General features: G+C 56.7%; 17 protein-coding genes. 9 read left to right on the forward strand and 8 right to left on the reverse strand.

The annotated features are described in order from the left end of the window. Nucleotides 1-154: 154 nt before the first annotated feature. The gene (locus tag AC56DV_RS00240) at nucleotides 155-310 is read left to right on the forward strand and encodes a helix-turn-helix domain-containing protein (RefSeq protein WP_496312311.1); all 156 of its coding nucleotides are present in this window, start codon (nucleotides 155-157) and stop codon (nucleotides 308-310) included. Nucleotides 311-456: 146 nt separating this feature from the next. Here AC56DV_RS00240 and AC56DV_RS00245 read toward each other — a convergent pair whose 3' ends face one another. The 3 genes from AC56DV_RS00245 to AC56DV_RS00255 all read right to left on the reverse strand — a co-directional run bounded on the left by AC56DV_RS00245 (nucleotide 457) and on the right by AC56DV_RS00255 (nucleotide 2,820). Next, nucleotides 457-606, reverse strand: coding sequence for a type II toxin-antitoxin system HicB family antitoxin (locus AC56DV_RS00245; protein WP_496312364.1), 150 nt, complete (start codon nucleotides 604-606; stop codon nucleotides 457-459). A gap of 160 nt (nucleotides 607-766) precedes the next feature. Beyond that, nucleotides 767-1,867 carry a retron St85 family RNA-directed DNA polymerase gene (locus AC56DV_RS00250; protein ID WP_496312312.1) on the reverse strand — a complete coding sequence of 367 codons (1,101 nt, stop codon included), beginning with the start codon at nucleotides 1,865-1,867 and terminating at the stop codon, nucleotides 767-769. Between the two features lie 359 nt (nucleotides 1,868-2,226). Beyond that, on the reverse strand, nucleotides 2,227-2,820 hold the full coding sequence (locus AC56DV_RS00255) for a hypothetical protein (protein WP_496312313.1): 594 nt from the start codon (nucleotides 2,818-2,820) through the stop codon (nucleotides 2,227-2,229). 607 nt (nucleotides 2,821-3,427) lie between these two features. On the opposite strand from AC56DV_RS00255, the gene AC56DV_RS00260 reads away from it, so the two are divergent. Beyond that, nucleotides 3,428-4,515 (forward strand): IS3 family transposase gene (locus AC56DV_RS00260; protein WP_496312314.1). Its coding sequence is split into 2 segments (ribosomal slippage): nucleotides 3,428-3,680 and nucleotides 3,680-4,515, totalling 1,089 coding nucleotides; the frame shifts between segments, so codons are not numbered across the junction. A 564-nt stretch (nucleotides 4,516-5,079) separates the two neighbouring features. On the opposite strand, the gene AC56DV_RS00265 is transcribed toward AC56DV_RS00260, so the two are convergent. The 3 genes from AC56DV_RS00265 to AC56DV_RS00275 all read right to left on the reverse strand — a co-directional run bounded on the left by AC56DV_RS00265 (nucleotide 5,080) and on the right by AC56DV_RS00275 (nucleotide 8,675). Next, nucleotides 5,080-5,661 carry a LysR substrate-binding domain-containing protein gene (locus AC56DV_RS00265; RefSeq protein ID WP_496312315.1) on the reverse strand — a complete coding sequence of 194 codons (582 nt, stop codon included), beginning with the start codon at nucleotides 5,659-5,661 and terminating at the stop codon, nucleotides 5,080-5,082. Between the two features lie 912 nt (nucleotides 5,662-6,573). Further along, nucleotides 6,574-7,563, reverse strand: coding sequence for an IS5 family transposase (locus tag AC56DV_RS00270; RefSeq protein WP_496312316.1), 990 nt, complete (start codon nucleotides 7,561-7,563; stop codon nucleotides 6,574-6,576). 191 nt (nucleotides 7,564-7,754) lie between these two features. Next, nucleotides 7,755-8,675, reverse strand: coding sequence for a LysR family transcriptional regulator (locus AC56DV_RS00275; RefSeq protein WP_496312317.1), 921 nt, complete (start codon nucleotides 8,673-8,675; stop codon nucleotides 7,755-7,757). Between the two features lie 123 nt (nucleotides 8,676-8,798). On the opposite strand from AC56DV_RS00275, the gene AC56DV_RS00280 reads away from it, so the two are divergent. The 4 genes from AC56DV_RS00280 (at nucleotide 8,799) to AC56DV_RS00295 (ending at nucleotide 12,520) form a co-directional block, all read left to right on the forward strand. Next, nucleotides 8,799-9,161, forward strand: a complete 363-nt coding sequence (locus AC56DV_RS00280) for an HAD family hydrolase (protein WP_496312318.1) — start codon at nucleotides 8,799-8,801, stop codon at nucleotides 9,159-9,161. Nucleotides 9,162-9,319: 158 nt separating this feature from the next. Continuing rightward, nucleotides 9,320-10,651, forward strand: a complete 1,332-nt coding sequence (gene oxlT / locus AC56DV_RS00285; protein ID WP_496312319.1) for an oxalate/formate MFS antiporter — start codon at nucleotides 9,320-9,322, stop codon at nucleotides 10,649-10,651. A gap of 70 nt (nucleotides 10,652-10,721) precedes the next feature. Next, complete coding sequence (locus AC56DV_RS00290) at nucleotides 10,722-11,489, forward strand: fumarylacetoacetate hydrolase family protein (RefSeq protein ID WP_496312320.1); 768 nt, start codon at nucleotides 10,722-10,724, stop codon at nucleotides 11,487-11,489. A 17-nt stretch (nucleotides 11,490-11,506) separates the two neighbouring features. Next, nucleotides 11,507-12,520 (forward strand): 2-dehydropantoate 2-reductase, encoded by a 1,014-nt coding sequence (locus tag AC56DV_RS00295; RefSeq protein WP_496312321.1) that lies wholly within the window; start codon nucleotides 11,507-11,509, stop codon nucleotides 12,518-12,520. Between the two features lie 58 nt (nucleotides 12,521-12,578). Here AC56DV_RS00295 and AC56DV_RS00300 read toward each other — a convergent pair whose 3' ends face one another. Both AC56DV_RS00300 and AC56DV_RS00305 read right to left on the reverse strand, forming a co-directional pair. Further along, nucleotides 12,579-12,740, reverse strand: a complete 162-nt coding sequence (locus tag AC56DV_RS00300) for a hypothetical protein (RefSeq protein WP_496312322.1) — start codon at nucleotides 12,738-12,740, stop codon at nucleotides 12,579-12,581. 223 nt (nucleotides 12,741-12,963) lie between these two features. Further along, nucleotides 12,964-13,572 carry a Crp/Fnr family transcriptional regulator gene (locus AC56DV_RS00305; protein ID WP_057155445.1) on the reverse strand — a complete coding sequence of 203 codons (609 nt, stop codon included), beginning with the start codon at nucleotides 13,570-13,572 and terminating at the stop codon, nucleotides 12,964-12,966. 133 nt (nucleotides 13,573-13,705) lie between these two features. On the opposite strand from AC56DV_RS00305, the gene oxc reads away from it, so the two are divergent. The 3 genes from oxc to AC56DV_RS00320 all read left to right on the forward strand — a co-directional run bounded on the left by oxc (nucleotide 13,706) and on the right by AC56DV_RS00320 (nucleotide 17,222). Next, entirely contained in the window at nucleotides 13,706-15,418 is a 1,713-nt protein-coding gene (oxc, locus tag AC56DV_RS00310; protein ID WP_496312323.1) for an oxalyl-CoA decarboxylase, read from the forward strand. Nucleotides 15,419-15,444: 26 nt separating this feature from the next. Next, a complete protein-coding gene (gene frc / locus AC56DV_RS00315; protein ID WP_496312324.1) occupies nucleotides 15,445-16,698 on the forward strand; it encodes a formyl-CoA transferase in 1,254 nt (417 codons plus the stop codon). 62 nt (nucleotides 16,699-16,760) lie between these two features. Beyond that, on the forward strand, nucleotides 16,761-17,222 hold the full coding sequence (locus tag AC56DV_RS00320) for a PAS domain S-box protein (protein WP_496312325.1): 462 nt from the start codon (nucleotides 16,761-16,763) through the stop codon (nucleotides 17,220-17,222). The last annotated feature ends 29 nt before the right edge of the window (nucleotides 17,223-17,251 follow it).

The following is a 17,251-nucleotide window of genomic DNA, read 5'->3' on the forward strand; positions in this document are numbered from 1 at the left end:
GGCGTACTCAAGGTCAGAAAAGCTTCGTTGCATGGTCGGCTGTGCAGTAGTGATCGGTACAGTATTGTCTCAGGTTCGGATCGAGGTCGGCGACGACGATGACTAATAAATCAGCACCTCCCTAGTCTCTCCAATTGACGTTTTGCGCCTCCTGATGGAGCAACATGGCCTAAGCCAATCCGATCTTGCGGAGGTTGGTACTCAGGGAGTTGTGTCCGAGATTTTGAACGGCAAACGTGATTTGAATATTCGTCAAATCAAAGCTCTTGCAGAGCGATTTAGCGTACCTCCGGGCTTCTTCATTGCCTAATAATTTGACGTTGGGCGGGAGCATGCAGGTCTCTGGTTGTTTGCCGTGAAGGTGGCGCTGGCCCGCCAATGAATGCGGAGGCGGTGCCACGCTTATGTAAGCGCAGCCTTGGAAAAGGAAGTCGCTTTGAGTCAGATATCGCTTTCCTATTCGATGTTGACGAAGACCCAGACCGCGCCCGCGTAGTCTTTATCCATAGACAGCACTTGGATCTTGGAATGAGTGATTTCTATTTGTTCACCGAATTCGTTCAGCAACTCAACGTGACTGTAGATTGCTTCCTTCGCATTTTTCAGGGCGTCGTCATGGTCTCACCCCATGAGTAGCACCCTTTTGAAATCAGGAACGTATACGCCATACACGCTCCCTTTGTCCTTAAAATTGGCTACGGGGATTTTCATTTTTCCGATGACCTGATCTGCCATGGCGTAATCATCATCTCAGGGTGATATTATGTCAAGTTGGCATCTTGAACTTTTCTTTAAGATGCTCAAAAGACCGAAAATAACTAACCCATCCCCGGAGTCTTTGAATCTCTTCTGGGTCAATTAATCTTCCGATTTGATAGCTATGAAGCATTGCACGAACTAGCCGTCGTTGCTCACGAGATGGCTGTGCCAATTCGTTAACTGTTAGGCCAGTTACAGTTTGTCGCGATCCCTGACTTTGAATGCGTGTCTTTTTCGAGTTGAGTTTTAGTCCGTAGCGATTAAGCAATATCTCAGATCTCCCGACGCATTGCAAGACTAGTGTCTTCTCCATTCCGCTAATGGTTATATCATCTGCATATCTTGTATAAGTACAATTGTGCGATTCGCACCATCTGGAAAAAACCTCATCAAACCTAAATAAAAATGAATTTGATATAATAGGGCTGGTGGGCGCGCCTTGTGGTAGTGAATCGTCTAAGGTTACAAGCCTTGATATTATTCTTGAAAGAGCACCAGTGAAGCCAGTTCTTTTCAGAAGCGACTGAACGGAGGTTATTTTTATGGATCCAAAATAGTCTTCGATATCAATCGTGGCAACGTATGCCATTTTTGTATGCGGTCTAGCATTGTCTTTGATGGATGTGTTCTTTACAAATGAGTAGCAGCTTGAGTGCACCGGAAGTCGAAATAGAAGATAGTCCTTTATCCAATACTGTATCACTTTTAGGAATAACTTAGGTGATGCTATGTCTCTTTTTGTCCCATTCGCTTTCGGTATTTGAAAGCGACGATAATGCTTTTCAGGCACTTTTCCAATGGAAGTGATCAGCCTAGCACTAATTCCAATTGCCAAAGATAATTCTTGAGCATTTATTGGATATGGATTTTCGGCGTCTCCACGATGCTGACCAGAGAAAGTATAGAAAGTAAATGGACTTGGCGTAACTGGAAGGGTAGGCGTACCGATAGCAGAACCAGATCCTATCATCTGCTCATAGATCCGCGGCCATCGAAAACGTTCGTGACCGCGCTCGCCGCGGTTACAACTTTTCGTTGGCCGCGGAACCTCTTGTATGTACTCACCACTGATTTGCATGGTCGACGAAACATCGACCGACTTCTGCATGACTGGTACGCCTACGTCAGCAATTCTAGACCGCCAACTATTTTTTAGCAAGAACAATCGGATTCGGTCACGACGGCGCCTAAGTACTTTAGGGATGCTGATATCGCCGAGATGAGTCAACGTGTACCAGTTCTTTTTCTTATGAACTAAGCGGAGTAAGCCTCTCCCGACATAGTGCTCGCATTGGAGGGCAATGCCCTCGGCCGCCCCCGGAGGAAGCTTTGACTTGGTCGCTTTTTCGATAACATCAATTGCTTCAGTTGGGGAACCGGGTTGAATTACACCGATTGCCCAAAGAAGAATTGATTCATTTATTCGTGTGTGACTCATCTTGTGGAAATGAATTTGTTTGTGGATCGCTAGCGGACAACGTATCGGAATGTTGTAAAAATACTTACAATTTCATCTACTAGATCGAGTGAGGGCGCTTTGCCAGAGGTTTCTATAATTCTCCCCATTGAATGGATTGCTTTTAAGGCACCTTCTTCAAAGTATTTTTCGCCATTGATCAGTTTGTCATCTTGAATCACAACAATTTCTTTTCTGATCTTGTCTTTTCCTAAAGCTACACTAGTTAAGTGCGTTAGTTGGCTTAAAGTGGTAGCATCACATGCTAAGACCAGCAACGCTTGACAGCTTTTGTCTTGTAGCTGGCGTTGTTCCGCGAGATAAATAAACTCTTCTTTCTCCCGAGGTATTAGGTGGCCCGCTTCAATAATTTCAAAACCTTTATCCACCAAGGCCGTTGATAATTTTCTTGAAAATTCAATCCATTTATGTCTTTTCTTTGCCGAAGAAGGAATGCATAAAAGGATTCTATATTTCCGTGTTGCGGAAATCATTTGCAACTCATCACCAAGGCCCGGCGAGTTTATAAATATGTTATTTCCATTGCCATTAACTTCGACGTTTGAAATCGAATGCCCAGCAGACTGGGTATTTCTATTTCTCATGCCAAATATTGATTGCAAAAAATTAAACACTTTTTTAATATTTTTTTAAAATTATTAAAAATACTCCTCAATAGTGAAAATTATTCAATGTTCACTTTGTTTTTATTTCCACGGACAGCGACATTCTTGACGTCTCTTCCAGCGACCTGGTTATTATTATTTTTGCGAATCTTTGTCTGAATGCTTCGAATGCGAATGTAGGCGAAGCCAATGATCAGAGATGTGGGAATGGCCAACTCAAGCAAATGGTCTTTGATCCAAATAATTAATTGTTCCATACCAACTTCTGCCTTCCTAATTTGACACGCTCTGTCATGTTGAAGAATCCCTGTTTCTGATGGGCTACTGCAAATTATAGCTTGGAAATTTTGTTGGTGGGAAATTATTGAGCCTTAGAGAGTCGCTATGAGCGAGGCCGTAACACTTACCCAAGATGACCATGCACTGCTGTGTTTGAGATTCCGCTATGCCGGGTAGGTCGAAGGCTGGAAGCAGCTTCCTGTGCAGTATGCGGACCGTCTCCACTAGTGAACTTGAGGGGTAATCCCCCCTGAAAAGAAGCGCGTTTAGAAGTAGAATTTTCTACTAAGCAATTGGAAGGTTCTACATGAAGAAATCCCGTTTTACCGACAGCCAGATCATGGCCATCATCAAGCAAGCCGAGAGCGGCACGCCGGTGCCGGAGTTATGCCGCGAGCACGGCATGAGCGCAGCCACGTTCTACAAGTGGCGAGCCAAGTATGGCGGCATGGACGCCTCGCTGATGGCGCGCATGAAGGAGCTGGAAGAAGAAAACCGGCGCCTGAAGAAGATGTACGTCGAGGAAAAGCTCAAGGCTGAAGTCGTCGCCGAGGCCATCTTAAAAAAGTGGTAAGCCCGTCACGCCGTCGCGAGATGGCGCAACGGGCAGTCGCTGAGCGCGGCATGAGCGTGCGTGTGGCTTGCCTGGCCTTCGGTATTAGCCAGACATGCTACAGTTACCGGCCCAAATTATCGGCGGAAAACGAGGAGATAGCGGACTGGCTCGTCAGGTTGACGCACAACCAGCGCAACTGGGGCTTCGGCTTGTGTTACCTGTATTTGCGCAACGTCAAAGGCTTCGCGTGGAACCACAAGCGCGTGTACCGTATCTATCGGGCCTTGGAGCTCAACTTACCCATCAAGCCGCGTCAGCGTCTGGTGCGCGAGCGCCCGGTGCCGCTGGCAGTGCCGGCACAGATCAATGACGTCTGGTCGATGGATTTCATTCATGACCAACTGGCCGATGGGCGCAGCATCCGGTTGTTCAACGTGATCGACGACTTCAACCGGGAGGCGCTAGTGATTGAAGTGGATTTTTCACTGCAGTCGGCGCGCGTGGTTCGAGCCTTGGATCAGGTCATCGAATGGCGCGGCAAACCAAGAACGATACGGTGCGATAACGGCCCCGAGTACATCAGCACAGTCACCACAGACTGGGCCAGGGAGCGTGGCATCACGATTGAATTTATCCAGCCCGGACAGCCGCAGCAAAACGCCTACGTGGAGCGCTATAACCGGACCGTGCGCTACGACTGGCTGGCCCACCACGCGTTCGTCAGCTTGACCGATGTGCAGGATTTTGCGACGGATTGGATGTGGACGTACAATCACGAGCGCCCCAACATGGCCCTTGGAGGCATTACGCCAAAACAGAAGTCGGCGCTTGCCCAATAACCTCTACTTTTAGCGCGCACTAAAAATGGGGGGATTACCGAGGAGCCCGTAGCATCGCTACACGTCTATAGTGGTACTGCTGGACATCGCACAAAGGGAGGCTAGTTGAACGGATAAAAGCGGTGATCATATGAAAAATATAATTTTGTCAATGTGTCATATGTGGCCACAAAGGCACTTGAATCGGTGATGGCTGAGCAGATTTATCAATCACACGAAAGATCTGCCATGGATGTAATGACGGGCTTTCGCCAATTTAGCTAGAGCTAAAGTGATTGGGAGGGATTCAAGACGTAGAAAAATAGTTCGGCCTCATTCCTGCCAGCTTGGAAAGTGACGTTCTGCTTGCAAGAGGCACATGTCTTGAGACGTTCGACTGATGCCACTGAGCCGTCACTTTGCGTAGCGTCGATGACTGTTTTGGGCGGGAGAACGGGGTGGCCACGTTCTCATCGCTTACGTTGCTGTCCACTTCAACCCGCTGTGGATTTTCCTGCAATGTCTAAAGTGAGGGGTGTGAGGACGATGCATAGATCTGCAAGACTACCGCAGTTCTGTCTCGCTTCATATTGACGGGTGCGCCACGTACCAATCCGACATCACCGAAACCCCGCCATCCAGCACCACCAAGCTGCACGCCTTCAGCTCCTGACTGATGGTATGCGCCGATAGGAAAGCCGCGACCATGCCTGCGATGACCGCCTGCATGATGGTGTCGGTGCTGTGGATCTCCATCGCCACGTTCAACTGCTCCAGGTGAGCGCCAAGCCGTCTTCCATTGAATTCCATGTATTCGACCCGCGCTCGCGGACCACGAACTGTGCCTGAACGATGCGTTCGACCGGTATGCGCCGCTTGCCCTCCAGCGGGTGACGCGATCACGTAAAGGTGTGGCGCAAAGGCGGCGTGCGCGGCGTTGGCCTGGGGCGGTGGGCGCACCACCACGGCCAGGTCGGTCCGGTTGCTGGAGAGCCGCCCCAGCAGGCCGGCGCGGTTGTGCATCGCGAGGTTGAGCTTTACGCACGGATGGCGGCGGGCGAATTCCACTATCAGGTGCGGGAAGAAGTAGTCGCTTGCGCTGACGATGGCCACATTCAGCTTCCCGCCGGCGATGCTTTTGCTTGACAGCATTGCTTGGAAATTCAATACTAAAAGTTTAATCAGTCCAAGTGGGACTATGCAGGTCACTCCCAACCGCACCATTCGCTCGCATCTACGCATGTATTGAACGCTTAAAGGAAAGTATGCAAAATTTCGACGATCGAACAGCCGAAGAGTTGTTACCGACTCCAAAACTTGCATGAAATGGGTGGAGTTGCTGAACGCTAAGCGGAATGAAGCTAACGCAACGCAATGCGAGATTCAATTCTTGTTCGCACATGGCTGGTTGAGCGGGCTAGCGGATGCTGAGCTGCTAAGTGATAGTGATCTTCCCGAGTTGCGGGAGCTTTTGATCAAAGCAAAGCATAGATAGGGAAATCGCGTCCTGGCGTTGCACGCAAACTGGCCGGCGCCGGAGCTCTAAGGAACAATATGGCATTCAAACGCTATTGCGGACGCTGAAAAAAGACACCGAACACCACGACGACGGAGGCTTGCTGCGTTGCTCGTTGTGCGTGCGGAAGCGGCTCAACGGAGTTAGAAAATTTGCGCAGCGTAGCGCCCGTCAGCTGGCCGGAAGCCGGTACAAGGAATCATTTATGCAGGTGCATTTAAACGTTGTCGCCCTAGTACTTAGCTTCGGTGGAACAATATTGGTATTTTTTTATGGAATGCCATCAATCGCTGTCATGAATAGCGGTGCCTACGTTGAGACAGAGATCACCCCCTTGATGCGTCGGTATTCCATATTGTCACGAATTGGTCTCGGTTTAATCGCATTCGGATTTTTACTCCAGTTCGTAGCGTTATTCGTGCCTGCAAAGTAGTGAGACCTAGGGAGACGCTGATCAATTGAGTTTTTCGGCGGTAACGGCCGTGTTCAGCGTCCCAATGTGGTCACGAAAACTCACAGAAGTGCATAAAAAGCGGCGAATTCGCCCGCGAACTTGCCTACTGCTACGCTCGAGACGGAGTTCGGGCGTTGGGTAACTTAAAGCGGCGGCCAGCGAGTACCAGGTTGGCAAAGGCAAACAGCGAAAACAACTGGGCGGTGTTCTTGGCCAAGCCCCGATACCGCGTCTTGCGATGACGGAAGAGGTTCTTCAACACATGAAACGGATGCTCGACTTTCGCCCGCACGCTGGCCTTGAGCACTTCCAGCTTTTCGCGCTGGCGTCCAAGCTTATTGTTTGGAAGAGCCTTTCGTGCAGCGCGCTTCATGGCGACAAACCAAGTCACCGATTTGCCCTGATTCTCTTCTCGCTTTTCAACGCCCTGGTAGCCGGCATCGCCCAGCGCAGCGATCTCGTCGCCGTGCAGCAGCGCGTGTGCTTGCGTGACGTCGGCCACGTTGCCGGCCGTGCCGATCACGGTGTGCACCAAGCCAGATGAGGCGTCCACGCCGATATGCGCCTTCATCCCGAAGTGCCAGTCGTTGCCCTTCTTGGACTGGTGCATTTCCGGATCGCGCTGCTTGTCCTTGTTCTTGGTGGATGGCGGCGCGGCGATCAAAGTGGCATCGACGATGGTTCCTTCGCGCATCATCAAACCCTTCTCGGCCAAGTGGCCATTGATGGTGTCGAAGATCTGGCGTGTCAGGCCGTTCGTTTCAAGCAGCCGACGGAACTTGAGCAATGTCGTCGCGTCCGGCGCCGACTCGCGGTTCAGGTCGATGCCCACGAAACCACGGATTGCCTGGCTGTCGTAGATCGCGTCCTCAATACCTTCGTCGGACAGCCCAAAGCATTGCTGGGCCACATACATGCGCAGCATACGGGCCAAGCCAATCGGCGGCCGCCCAGCGCCTGCGGCCTTCGGATAAAACGGTTCGATCAGCTTGTGCAGCTTGCCCCAAGGCGTAACCTGATCGATCTCAGCGAGAAACCGGTCACGCCGCGTGAGCTTCTTCTTGGCGGCGTATTCGAGGTCAGAAAAGCTTAGTTGCATGGTGGGTTGGGCAGCAGTGATCGGTGCTGTATTGTCTCAGGTTCGGATCGAGGTTGGCGATGGCGCGGACGAATAAATCAGCGTCTCCCTAGGGAACCGCTGATTTATTTGTTTTCTGAAATTTAGAGCTCTTACAGATCAATGGTTTACGTGCTGCTTTCGGCCGAAAACCCGAATAAATCAGCACTTCCCTAGTTCGGCGCCAGATACTGCTCGATCAATGCCGCGCCGTCGCTCAGCAGGAAGTCCTTGAACGCCTGCGCCACCGGCGGCAGGCGTTTGTTTTTACGGTGCACCACGTACCAATTCAGCATCACCGGAAACCCCGCCACATCCAGCACCACCAGGCTGCCCGCCTTCAGCTCCTGGCTGATGGTGTGCGCTGACAAAAACGCCACGCCCATGCCGGCGATGACCGCCTGCTTGATGGTCTCGGTGCTGCGGATCTCCATCGCCACGTTTAGCCGCTCCAAGTGCTCGCCGAAGCCGTCCTCCATTGAATTCCACGTATCCGACCCGCGCTCGCGGACCACGAACGGCTCCTGCACGATCCGCTCGACCGCAATACGCCGCTTGCCCGCCAGCGGGTGCTGCGGCGGCGCCACGATCACGTAAGGGTGGGGCGCAAAGGCGGCGTGCGCGGCGTCGGCCTGTTGCGGCGGGCGCACCATCACGGCCAGGTCGGTCTGGTTGCTGGAGAGCCGCTCCAGCAGCTCGGCGCGGTTGTGCACCGTGAGGTTGAGCTTCACGCCGGGATGGCGGCGGGCGAATTCCACCATCAGGCGCGGGAAGAAGTAGTCGCCCGCGCTGATCACCGCCACATTGAGCTTGCCGCCGGCGATGCCGCGAAACTGCGTGAGCGCGTCCTCGGCTTCCTGGAACTGCTGGATGATGGCGCGGCTGTGGTACAGCAGCTCGGCGCCGCCCGGCGTCAGGTACACCTTCTTCCCCAGCTGCTCGAACAGCACCAGGCCGGCGTGGCCTTCCAGCGTTTTGATCTGGGTGGAGACGGCAGGCTGCGTCAGGTGCAGTTCGGCGGCGGCACGCGAAAAACTCAGGTGGCGCGCCACCGCTTCAAACACTTTCAGCTGGCGCAGCGTGGCGTGCTTCATCGTTGGTCCATGTATTCAGTATCGTGAATGGATATGCCAAAAACCTTTAACTATTCCTAATCATTGTCAGCCCCTACGATGTCTTAGTCAACCGACATTATTCCAACAGAAGGGGAGCAGACCATGATGCAGATCGATACGTCCGACCTGGCCGATGCGCAGCGCCAGGCTTACAACGCGGCCTTTGCCGAACTGGGTTTGCGCTGGTTCTGGGGCAGCGGCGATTACGCCGGCCAGATGGGCGTGGAGAGCCAGCGCTCGCACCTGCGCCGCTACGTGGAGAACCACCATCCGCACATGCTCAAGGTGTATGACGCGGAATTCCTGGTGAACGCGATCCAGAAGGTGATGGCGCGCTGCCTTGAGACGGCCGGCGCGGGTTGCGGCGCTGCGGGCGCGGGCTCCCGGGGCGAGCGTATGGGCGAGCGCCAAAGCGCGCAGCACGCTGTCCAGAACAGCCTTCAGCACGGCGAAGTTGGTTTCTGACGGCTGTGTAACGTTGCTATTTTTTGCTTGAAAAAAATGAAAGAATGTCGAATCTTAACCGCGGTCAAGGATATCGGTTTTTGCTTCTTCCACAATCGTCTCGTGACAACGGTCAAACAGACACGGTCCAAACTAAATAATTATATGGAGATAACGAAATGAAGCATGACGATGACACTGCGCCGGTGATCAGGCCTCCTTCGTACCGCTGGCTGCAACTTATCATGGGCATCATCTGTATGGCCATGATCGCCAACCTGCAGTACGGTTGGACCCTGTTTGTAAATCCTATCGCCGACAAGTACGGCTGGAGCAAGGCTGCCATCCAGGTTGCCTTTACCATCTTTATCCTGACCGAGACCTGGCTGGTGCCCGTTGAAGGCTGGGCGGTCGACAAGTGGGGACCACGTCCCGTGGTGCTGTTCGGCGGCTTGCTGTGCGCGCTGGGCTGGATCATGAACTCCTACGCGGACTCGCTGACCATGCTGTACATCGCCGCAGCCATCAGCGGTATCGGCGCCGGCGCGGTGTACGGCACTTGCGTGGGTTCGGCCCTGAAATGGTTCCCGGATCGGAGGGGCCTCGCGGCCGGTTTGACTGCGGCGGGCTTCGGGGCCGGGTCAGCGGCCACGATCATACCGATCTCGATGATGATCGCTAAAAGCGGCTACGAAGCGACCTTCCTGACCTTCGGTATCGGCCAGGGCGCCATCGTGATGTTGCTGGCATTGCTGATGGTTCGTCCACCGGCCCACGTGCCGAACAAGATCCAGAAGCAGACCAAGGTGCAGCAGTCCAAAGCGGACTTCGGCCCGTCGCAGATCATCCGCAAGCCGGTGTTCTGGGTCATGTACACCATGTTCGTGCTGGTGGCTGCCGGCGGCCTGATGGCCACTGCGCAAATGGGCCCAATCGCGAAGGACTTCAAGATCGATGGGGTGAGCTTCAACATCATGGGTATGGTACTGCCGGCGCTGACCTTCGCACTGGCCATCGACCGGGTGCTGAACGGTTTGACGCGGCCGTTCTTCGGCTGGGTGTCGGACCAGATCGGCCGCGAGAAGACGATGTTCATCGCCTTTGCGCTGGAATCGGTGGGTATCCTGGCGCTGTACTACTGGGGCCGCGATCCGATCATGTTCGTCATCCTTACCGGCCTGGTGTTCTTCGCTTGGGGTGAGATCTACAGCTTGTTCCCGGCCACTGCGGCGGACACCTTTGGCACCAAGAACGCGGCGGGCAATGCCGGTCTGCTGTACACGGCCAAGGGTACGGCTTCGATCTTCGTGCCGCTGTCGAGCGTCCTTACCGCCGCCACCGGCAGCTGGGAAGCGGTGTTCTTCGTGGGCTGCGGCCTGAACGCGGTAGCCGCCTTCATGGCCTGGTGGGTGCTGCGTCCGATGCGCAAGCGCTTCATGGATACGGCTGTGACGCCGGTCTCCGAGGCGGATGACAAGTCCCTGGCCGCTGCCGCGCGGTTGGCCAACTAAGCGACTCCGATGGCGCCTGCCGCAAGCAGGGCGGGCGCCATCAGCATGCGATACCACAAGCGAGAACAACATGATCAAACGCTGGCTGCGCTTTCAACATTTCGACACGGTGCGTTTCGGTACCGTTGAAGGCGACAAAATCCGTATCTACCAGGGCGACATGTTCGATGCTCCGTCGCCCACCGATTTCACGCTGCATCTGTCCGAAGTAAAGCTGCTGATGCCTGTTGTACCCGGCAAGGTGCTGGCGATGTGGAACAACTTCCACGCGCTGGGCCGCAAGCTCGGCATCGAGCCGCCGCCGGAACCGCTGTACCTGCTGAAAACGCCGAACTCTTACCTGGCGCCGGGAGGCACCATCCGCAAGCCGCTGTGCGACGACAAGGTGGCCTTCGAGGGCGAGCTGGGTATCGTTATCGGCAAGACCTGCTTCAACGTGTCCGAGGCCGACGCCCCGGACCATATATTCGGCTACACCTGTGCCAATGATGTCACCGTCAACGACATCATCAAGCGCGATCCGACGTTTCCGCAATGGGTGCGGGCCAAGGGTTTCGACACCTTCTGCCCCTTCGGGCCGGTGATCGCCACCGGCCTGGACCCCGCCATGCTGGTGGTGCGGACCATCCTGAACAGCGAAGTGCGCCAGGACTACCCGATCAACGACATGGTCTTTTCCGCCGCCCAGCTGGTGAGCCGGATTTCAAAAGACATGACGCTGGATCCGGGCGACATCCTGTTATGCGGCACCTCGGTCGGCGTCGGTTCGATGCGGCCGGGCAGCATCGTTGAGGTGGAGATCGACGGCATTGGAAAGCTCAGCAACCGTTTTGAGTAAAAACCAAGGAGCTGAAAATGAAAATCGCCATCGTAGGGGCGGGAGCAATAGGAGGATTAGTGGGGGCCAGGCTGGCCCTGGCAGGCGAGCAGGTGACGTTTCTGGTGAGGGGCGCCAATCTGCTGGCGATACGTAACAAGGGCATCAAGCTGATCGCGCATGACGGCACGGAGCAGGTGGCCACCAACGTGGCGGCCACCGACGACTACGCCGAGGCAGGGCCGCAGGACGTGGTGGTGCTGGCGCTGAAGGCGCACCAGGTGGCGGCGGTGGCGGACCAGTTGCCGCTGCTGTTCGGGCCGGACACTTGCGTGGTCACCATGCAGAACGGCATACCGTACTGGTACTTCCATCAGCACGGCGGGCACCTGGAAGGGCGCACGGTGCAGAGCGTGGACCCGGACGGCACCCTGGCGGCGCGCATTCCACCGTCGCGCGTGATCGGGTGCGTGGTTTACCCGGCGTCGGAGCTGGTGGCGCCGGGCGTGGTGCGGCACGTGGAGGGCGAGCGTTTCCCGCTGGGCGAGCTGGATGGTTCGCACAGCCCGCGCGTGCAGGCCATCTCGGAGTGCTTCACCAGGGCCGGTTTCAAGGCGCCGGTGCTGGACGATATCCGCTCGGAGATCTGGCTGAAGTTGTGGGGCAACCTCACCTTCAACCCGATCAGCGCCTTGTGCCACGCCACGCTGGAGGGCATTTGCCAGTATCCGGTGGCGCGCTCGCTGGCGGCGGACATGATGAAGGAAGCGGAAGCGGTGGCCAACAAGCTGGGCGTCACGTTCCGCGTCACGCTGGACAAGCGGATTGCGGGCGCCGAGAAAGTAGGGCGGCACAAGACGTCGATGCTGATGGATGTCGAGGCGGGGCGCGGGCCGGAAATCGACGCTCTGGTCGGCTCGGTGGTTGAACTGGGGCGGTTTACCGATACCGCCACACCTCATATTGACGCGGTCTATGCGCTGGTCAAATTGCTGGAACGGACCATGACCGAGGAGAGAGGGCAGCTCAGGCTACAAAAAATGGCGGCCTGATAAAAAAAACGGACGTTCCACAAGGACGTCCGTTTTGCTTTATTCACCTGCATTCGAGTTACATGCCCCAGGTGTACTTGGCGTCGCTCTTGTCGCCGCCGGTGTTGGCGTCCAGCTGTTCGCGCAGATGCACGCCGAAGATGGTTTCGATAATGAACATCAGGCTGAAAGGCTGGGCAGGAGCTTCAGTATGGGTTTGCTTGTTGGTGATGGTGGTCATGACTTTATTTCCTTTAGAGTTGGGATTCGTTGAACCGCGTTGGGTATGAAATGAGTATAGGCAGCACGATACCCCGCCGCCAATTGAGGCGGCGCATAACAGGTATCACTTCGATGAATATTGCCTATGAAAAACCCAGCAAATCCTGATAAATCTGTTTTCAGGATTCTTGACCGCGGTCAAGTTTTTGCTGCGCTGCGGCGCAACAGCGTGGCGAGGCGGCTTAAATTTTGCCCTGGTTTTTCAGCCGGCTGAGTGTTTCCGGCGACAGATTCAGGTAGGCGGCCAGTTGTTTCTTCGGCAAGCGCTCGAACATCTCGCTGTGCTTGCGCACAAAACGGTGCACGCGGCCCGGCGCGTCCAGCAGATGCAGGGTGATGGTGTGGCCCATGATCTCGCTCATCAAATGCATCACCTCATATTCGAAGCTCTGCTTGAGCTGGGAATGGCTTTCCAGGAAGGCCACCCACTGCGGCATGGCCAGCTTGGCCACGCGCGCCTTGGTCACGCACACGATGCTGTACGGCGTGGGCGTTTTCAGGCGCCAGGCCGCGTAGCTGGTTTCGATGTCGCGCTCGGCGGCAAAGCGCAGAATCATTTCCTTGGCTTCCTGGTTGGTGACCACGCGCTTCAGGATGCCGTCCAGGATGAAGTACTGCTCCATCTCGTGCACGCCCTGGTTCAGCAGCAGGTCGCCCTTGTTGTAATCGACGACCGTGAGGTACGGCTCCAGGGCCGCCATTTCGCTTTCGCGCAGTTCTTTCAGCACGATGTTCTGGCGCAGTTGCACGCGCAGGATGTTGCGTTCGGGGTGATTGGCTAGCAGCGTCATGACCTGTATCGATTACTGATCTGGAAATGTTGGACATCTTCCTTTGAATCTTGACCGCGGTCAATGAGAGAAAACAAAGGGCCTCGCTATGATGGCTTCAACACCTTTGTTAAACCAAATATAAGAGACACTCATGACGACCAACAGCACGCAGTCAGCCGAAACGACCGATGGCTTCCACCTGGTAGTGGATGCGCTCAAACACAACGACATCGACACCATCTTCGGCCTGGTGGGCATCCCCATCACCGACCTGGCGCGCCTTGCGCAGGCTGAAGGTATGCGCTTTATCGGCTTCCGCCACGAGCAGCACGCGGGCAACGCCGCCGCCATCGCCGGCTACATGACGCAGAAGCCGGGCATCTGCCTGACGGTGTCCGCGCCGGGCTTCCTGAACGGCCTGACCGCGCTGGCCAACGCCACCACCAACTGCTTCCCGATGATCCTGATCAGCGGTTCCAGCGAACGCGAAATCGTCGACCTGCAACAGGGCGATTACGAAGAGATGGACCAGCTGAACGCGGCCAAGCCTTACGCCAAAGCGTCGTACCGCATCAACAAGGCAGAGGACATCGGCATCGGCGTGGCGCGCGCCATCCGCGCCGCCGTGTCGGGCCGCCCGGGCGGCGTGTACCTGGACTTGCCGGCGCAGCTGCTGGCGCAAGTGATCGACGCCGAACACGGCCGCCGCTCGCTGGTGAAGGTGGTGGATGCCGCACCGCGCCAGATCCCCGCGCCGGATTCGGTGCAGCGCGCACTGGACCTGCTGAAGGGCGCCAAGAAGCCGCTGATCCTGCTGGGCAAAGGCGCCGCTTACGCGCAGGCCGATGCGGACATCCGCGCCTTCGTTGAAGAATCCGGCATTCCCTACCTGCCGATGTCGATGGCCAAAGGCCTGCTGCCGGACACGCACGCGCAGTCGGCTTCCGCCGCGCGCTCTTATGTGCTGGCCGAAGCGGACGTGGTGGTGCTGATCGGCGCGCGCCTGAACTGGCTGCTGGCGCATGGCAAAGGCAAGACCTGGGGCGCGCCGAAACAGTTCATCCAGATCGATATTTCGCCGACTGAAATCGACAGCAACGTGGCCATCGCCGCGCCGGTCATCGGCGACATCGGTTCCTGCGTGTCGGCGCTGCTGGACGGCATCCGCAGCGGCGGCCACGGCCAGCCCGACCCGGCCTGGACCGGCTCCATCGCCGAGCGCAAGGACAAGAACCTGACCAAGATGGCGGCCATGCTGGCGCAGAATCCGTCGCCGATGAACTTCCACAGCGCGCTGCGTTCCATCCGCGACGTGCTGAAGACGCGGCCGGATATCAACGTGGTGAACGAAGGCGCCAACACGCTGGACTTCGCGCGCAGCATCATCGACATGTACGAGCCGCGCAAGCGTTTCGACTCGGGCACCTGGGGCATCATGGGCATCGGCATGGGCTTCGCCATCGGCGCGGCGGTCACCAGCGGCAAGCCGGTGGTGGCGATTGAAGGCGACAGCGCCTTCGGCTTCTCCGGCATGGAACTGGAAACCATTTGCCGCTACGAGCTGCCGGTCACCACCATCATCTTCAACAACAATGGCGTGTATCGCGGCACCGACGTCAACCCCACCGGCGGCAAGGACGTGGCGCCCACCGTGTTCGTGAAGAACGCCCGCTACGACAAGATGATCGAAGCGTTCGGCGGCATCGGCTACCACGTCACCACGCCGGAGGAAATGACCAAGGCGCTCACCGAGGCTATTGCGGCCGGCAAGCCGGCGCTGATCAACGCCGTCATCGACGAAACCGCCGGCACCGAAAGCGGCCGTCTCACCAACCTGAATCCCAGCACCGCAGGCAAGAAATAAACCCGAACAACACCAGGAGACTTAACATGACCAAACCGTTAGAAGGCATCAAGATCATCGACTTCACCCACGTGCAAGCCGGCCCTGCATGCACCCAGCTGCTGGCCTGGTATGGCGCCGACGTGATCAAGGTCGAGCGCCCCGGCGCAGGCGACGTCACCCGCTCGCAGCTGCGCGACATTCCCGGCGTGGATGCGCTGTACTTCACCATGTTGAACAGCAATAAGAAGTCGCTGACGCTGGACACCAAGACGGCCGAAGGCAAGGAAGTGCTGACGCGCCTGATCAAGCAGTCGGACGTACTGGTGGAAAACTTCGGTCCCGGCGCGCTGGACCGCATGGGCTTCACCTGGGAGCACATCAAGGAACTGAATCCCGGCATGATCGTGGCGTCCGTGAAAGGCTTCAGCGACGGCCACCATTACGAAGACTTGAAGGTGTATGAGAACGTGGCGCAATGCGCCGGCGGCGCCGCCTCCACCACCGGCTTCGACGACGGCCCGCCAACCGTGAGCGCCGCCGCGCTGGGCGACAGCAACACCGGCATGCACCTGGCCATCGGCATCCTCACCGCGCTGCACGCGCGCAACCGCAACGGCGGCAAGGGCCAGAAGGTGGCCGTGTCGATGCAGGACAGCGTGCTGAACCTGTGCCGCGTGAAGCTGCGCGACCAGCAGCGCCTGGACCGCGTGGGTTACCTGGAAGAGTATCCGCAGTACCCGCACGGCAGCTTCACTGACGTGGTGCCGCGCGGCGGCAACGCGGGCGGCGGCGGCCAGCCGGGCTGGGTGCTCAAGTGCAAGGGCTGGGAAACCGACAAGAACGCGTACATCTACTTCACCATCCAGGGCCACGCCTGGGCGCCGATCTGCCGCGCCATCGGCAAGCCGGAGTGGATTGAAGATCCGGCCTACATGACCGCCTCGGCGCGCCAGGACAAGATCTTCGACATCTTCGCCACCATCGAAGCCTGGCTGGCCGACAAGACCAAGTTCGAAGCGGTGAACGTCCTGCGCAAGTTCGACATTCCATGCGCGCCCGTGATGACGATGAAGGAGCTGGCCAACGACGAGTCGCTGCGCGCCAGCGGCACCATCGCCGAAGTGGACCACAAGGAGCGCGGCAAGTATCTGACCGTGGGCAGCCCGATCAAGTTCTCGGACCTGAAAGTGGAGATCACCGGTTCGCCGCTGCTGGGCGAGCACACCAACGAGGTATTGGAAACGCTGGGCTACAGCTCGCGCGAAATCGCTGCGCTGCACGAAGCCAAGGCAGTGTAAAGCCACATTAGACCAACAAGAGGGCGGACCTGATCCGCCCTCGTTCATTTGGGGAGACAGCAATGCAGAGTATCGATTACAAGCAGCTGGTGGAGGGCATCGGCGATGCGGTGGTGGTGTGCGACGCGGCCGGCGCCATCATCGTATGGAACGACGCGGCGGTGCGCATGTTCGGCTTTACGCGCGAGGACGCGCTGGGCAAGTCGCTGGACATCATCATTCCCGAGCGCCAGCGGCAACGCCACTGGGACGGCTACAACAAGTCCATGGCCACCGGCGAAACGCGCTACGGCAACGACGTGCTGCGCGTGCCCGCCTTGCACCGCGACGGCCGCAATCTGTCGATCGCGTTCACGGTGGCGATGCTGTACGACGAGGCGCGCAAAGTGACCGCCATCGTGGCCGTGGTGCGCGACGAAACCCAGCGCTGGAGCGAGGAGCGCCAGATGCGCATACGCATAGCTCAGCTCGAAGCTGCGGGCAAAGTAGCTAGCAAAGAGGAAGAGATGAGCGCGCAACAGTAGAACTACTAGCATGTCTACCATGTCTAACG

The sequence above is a fragment of the Massilia sp. BGA-UO-ETr-WB1 genome, assembly GCF_059567845.1.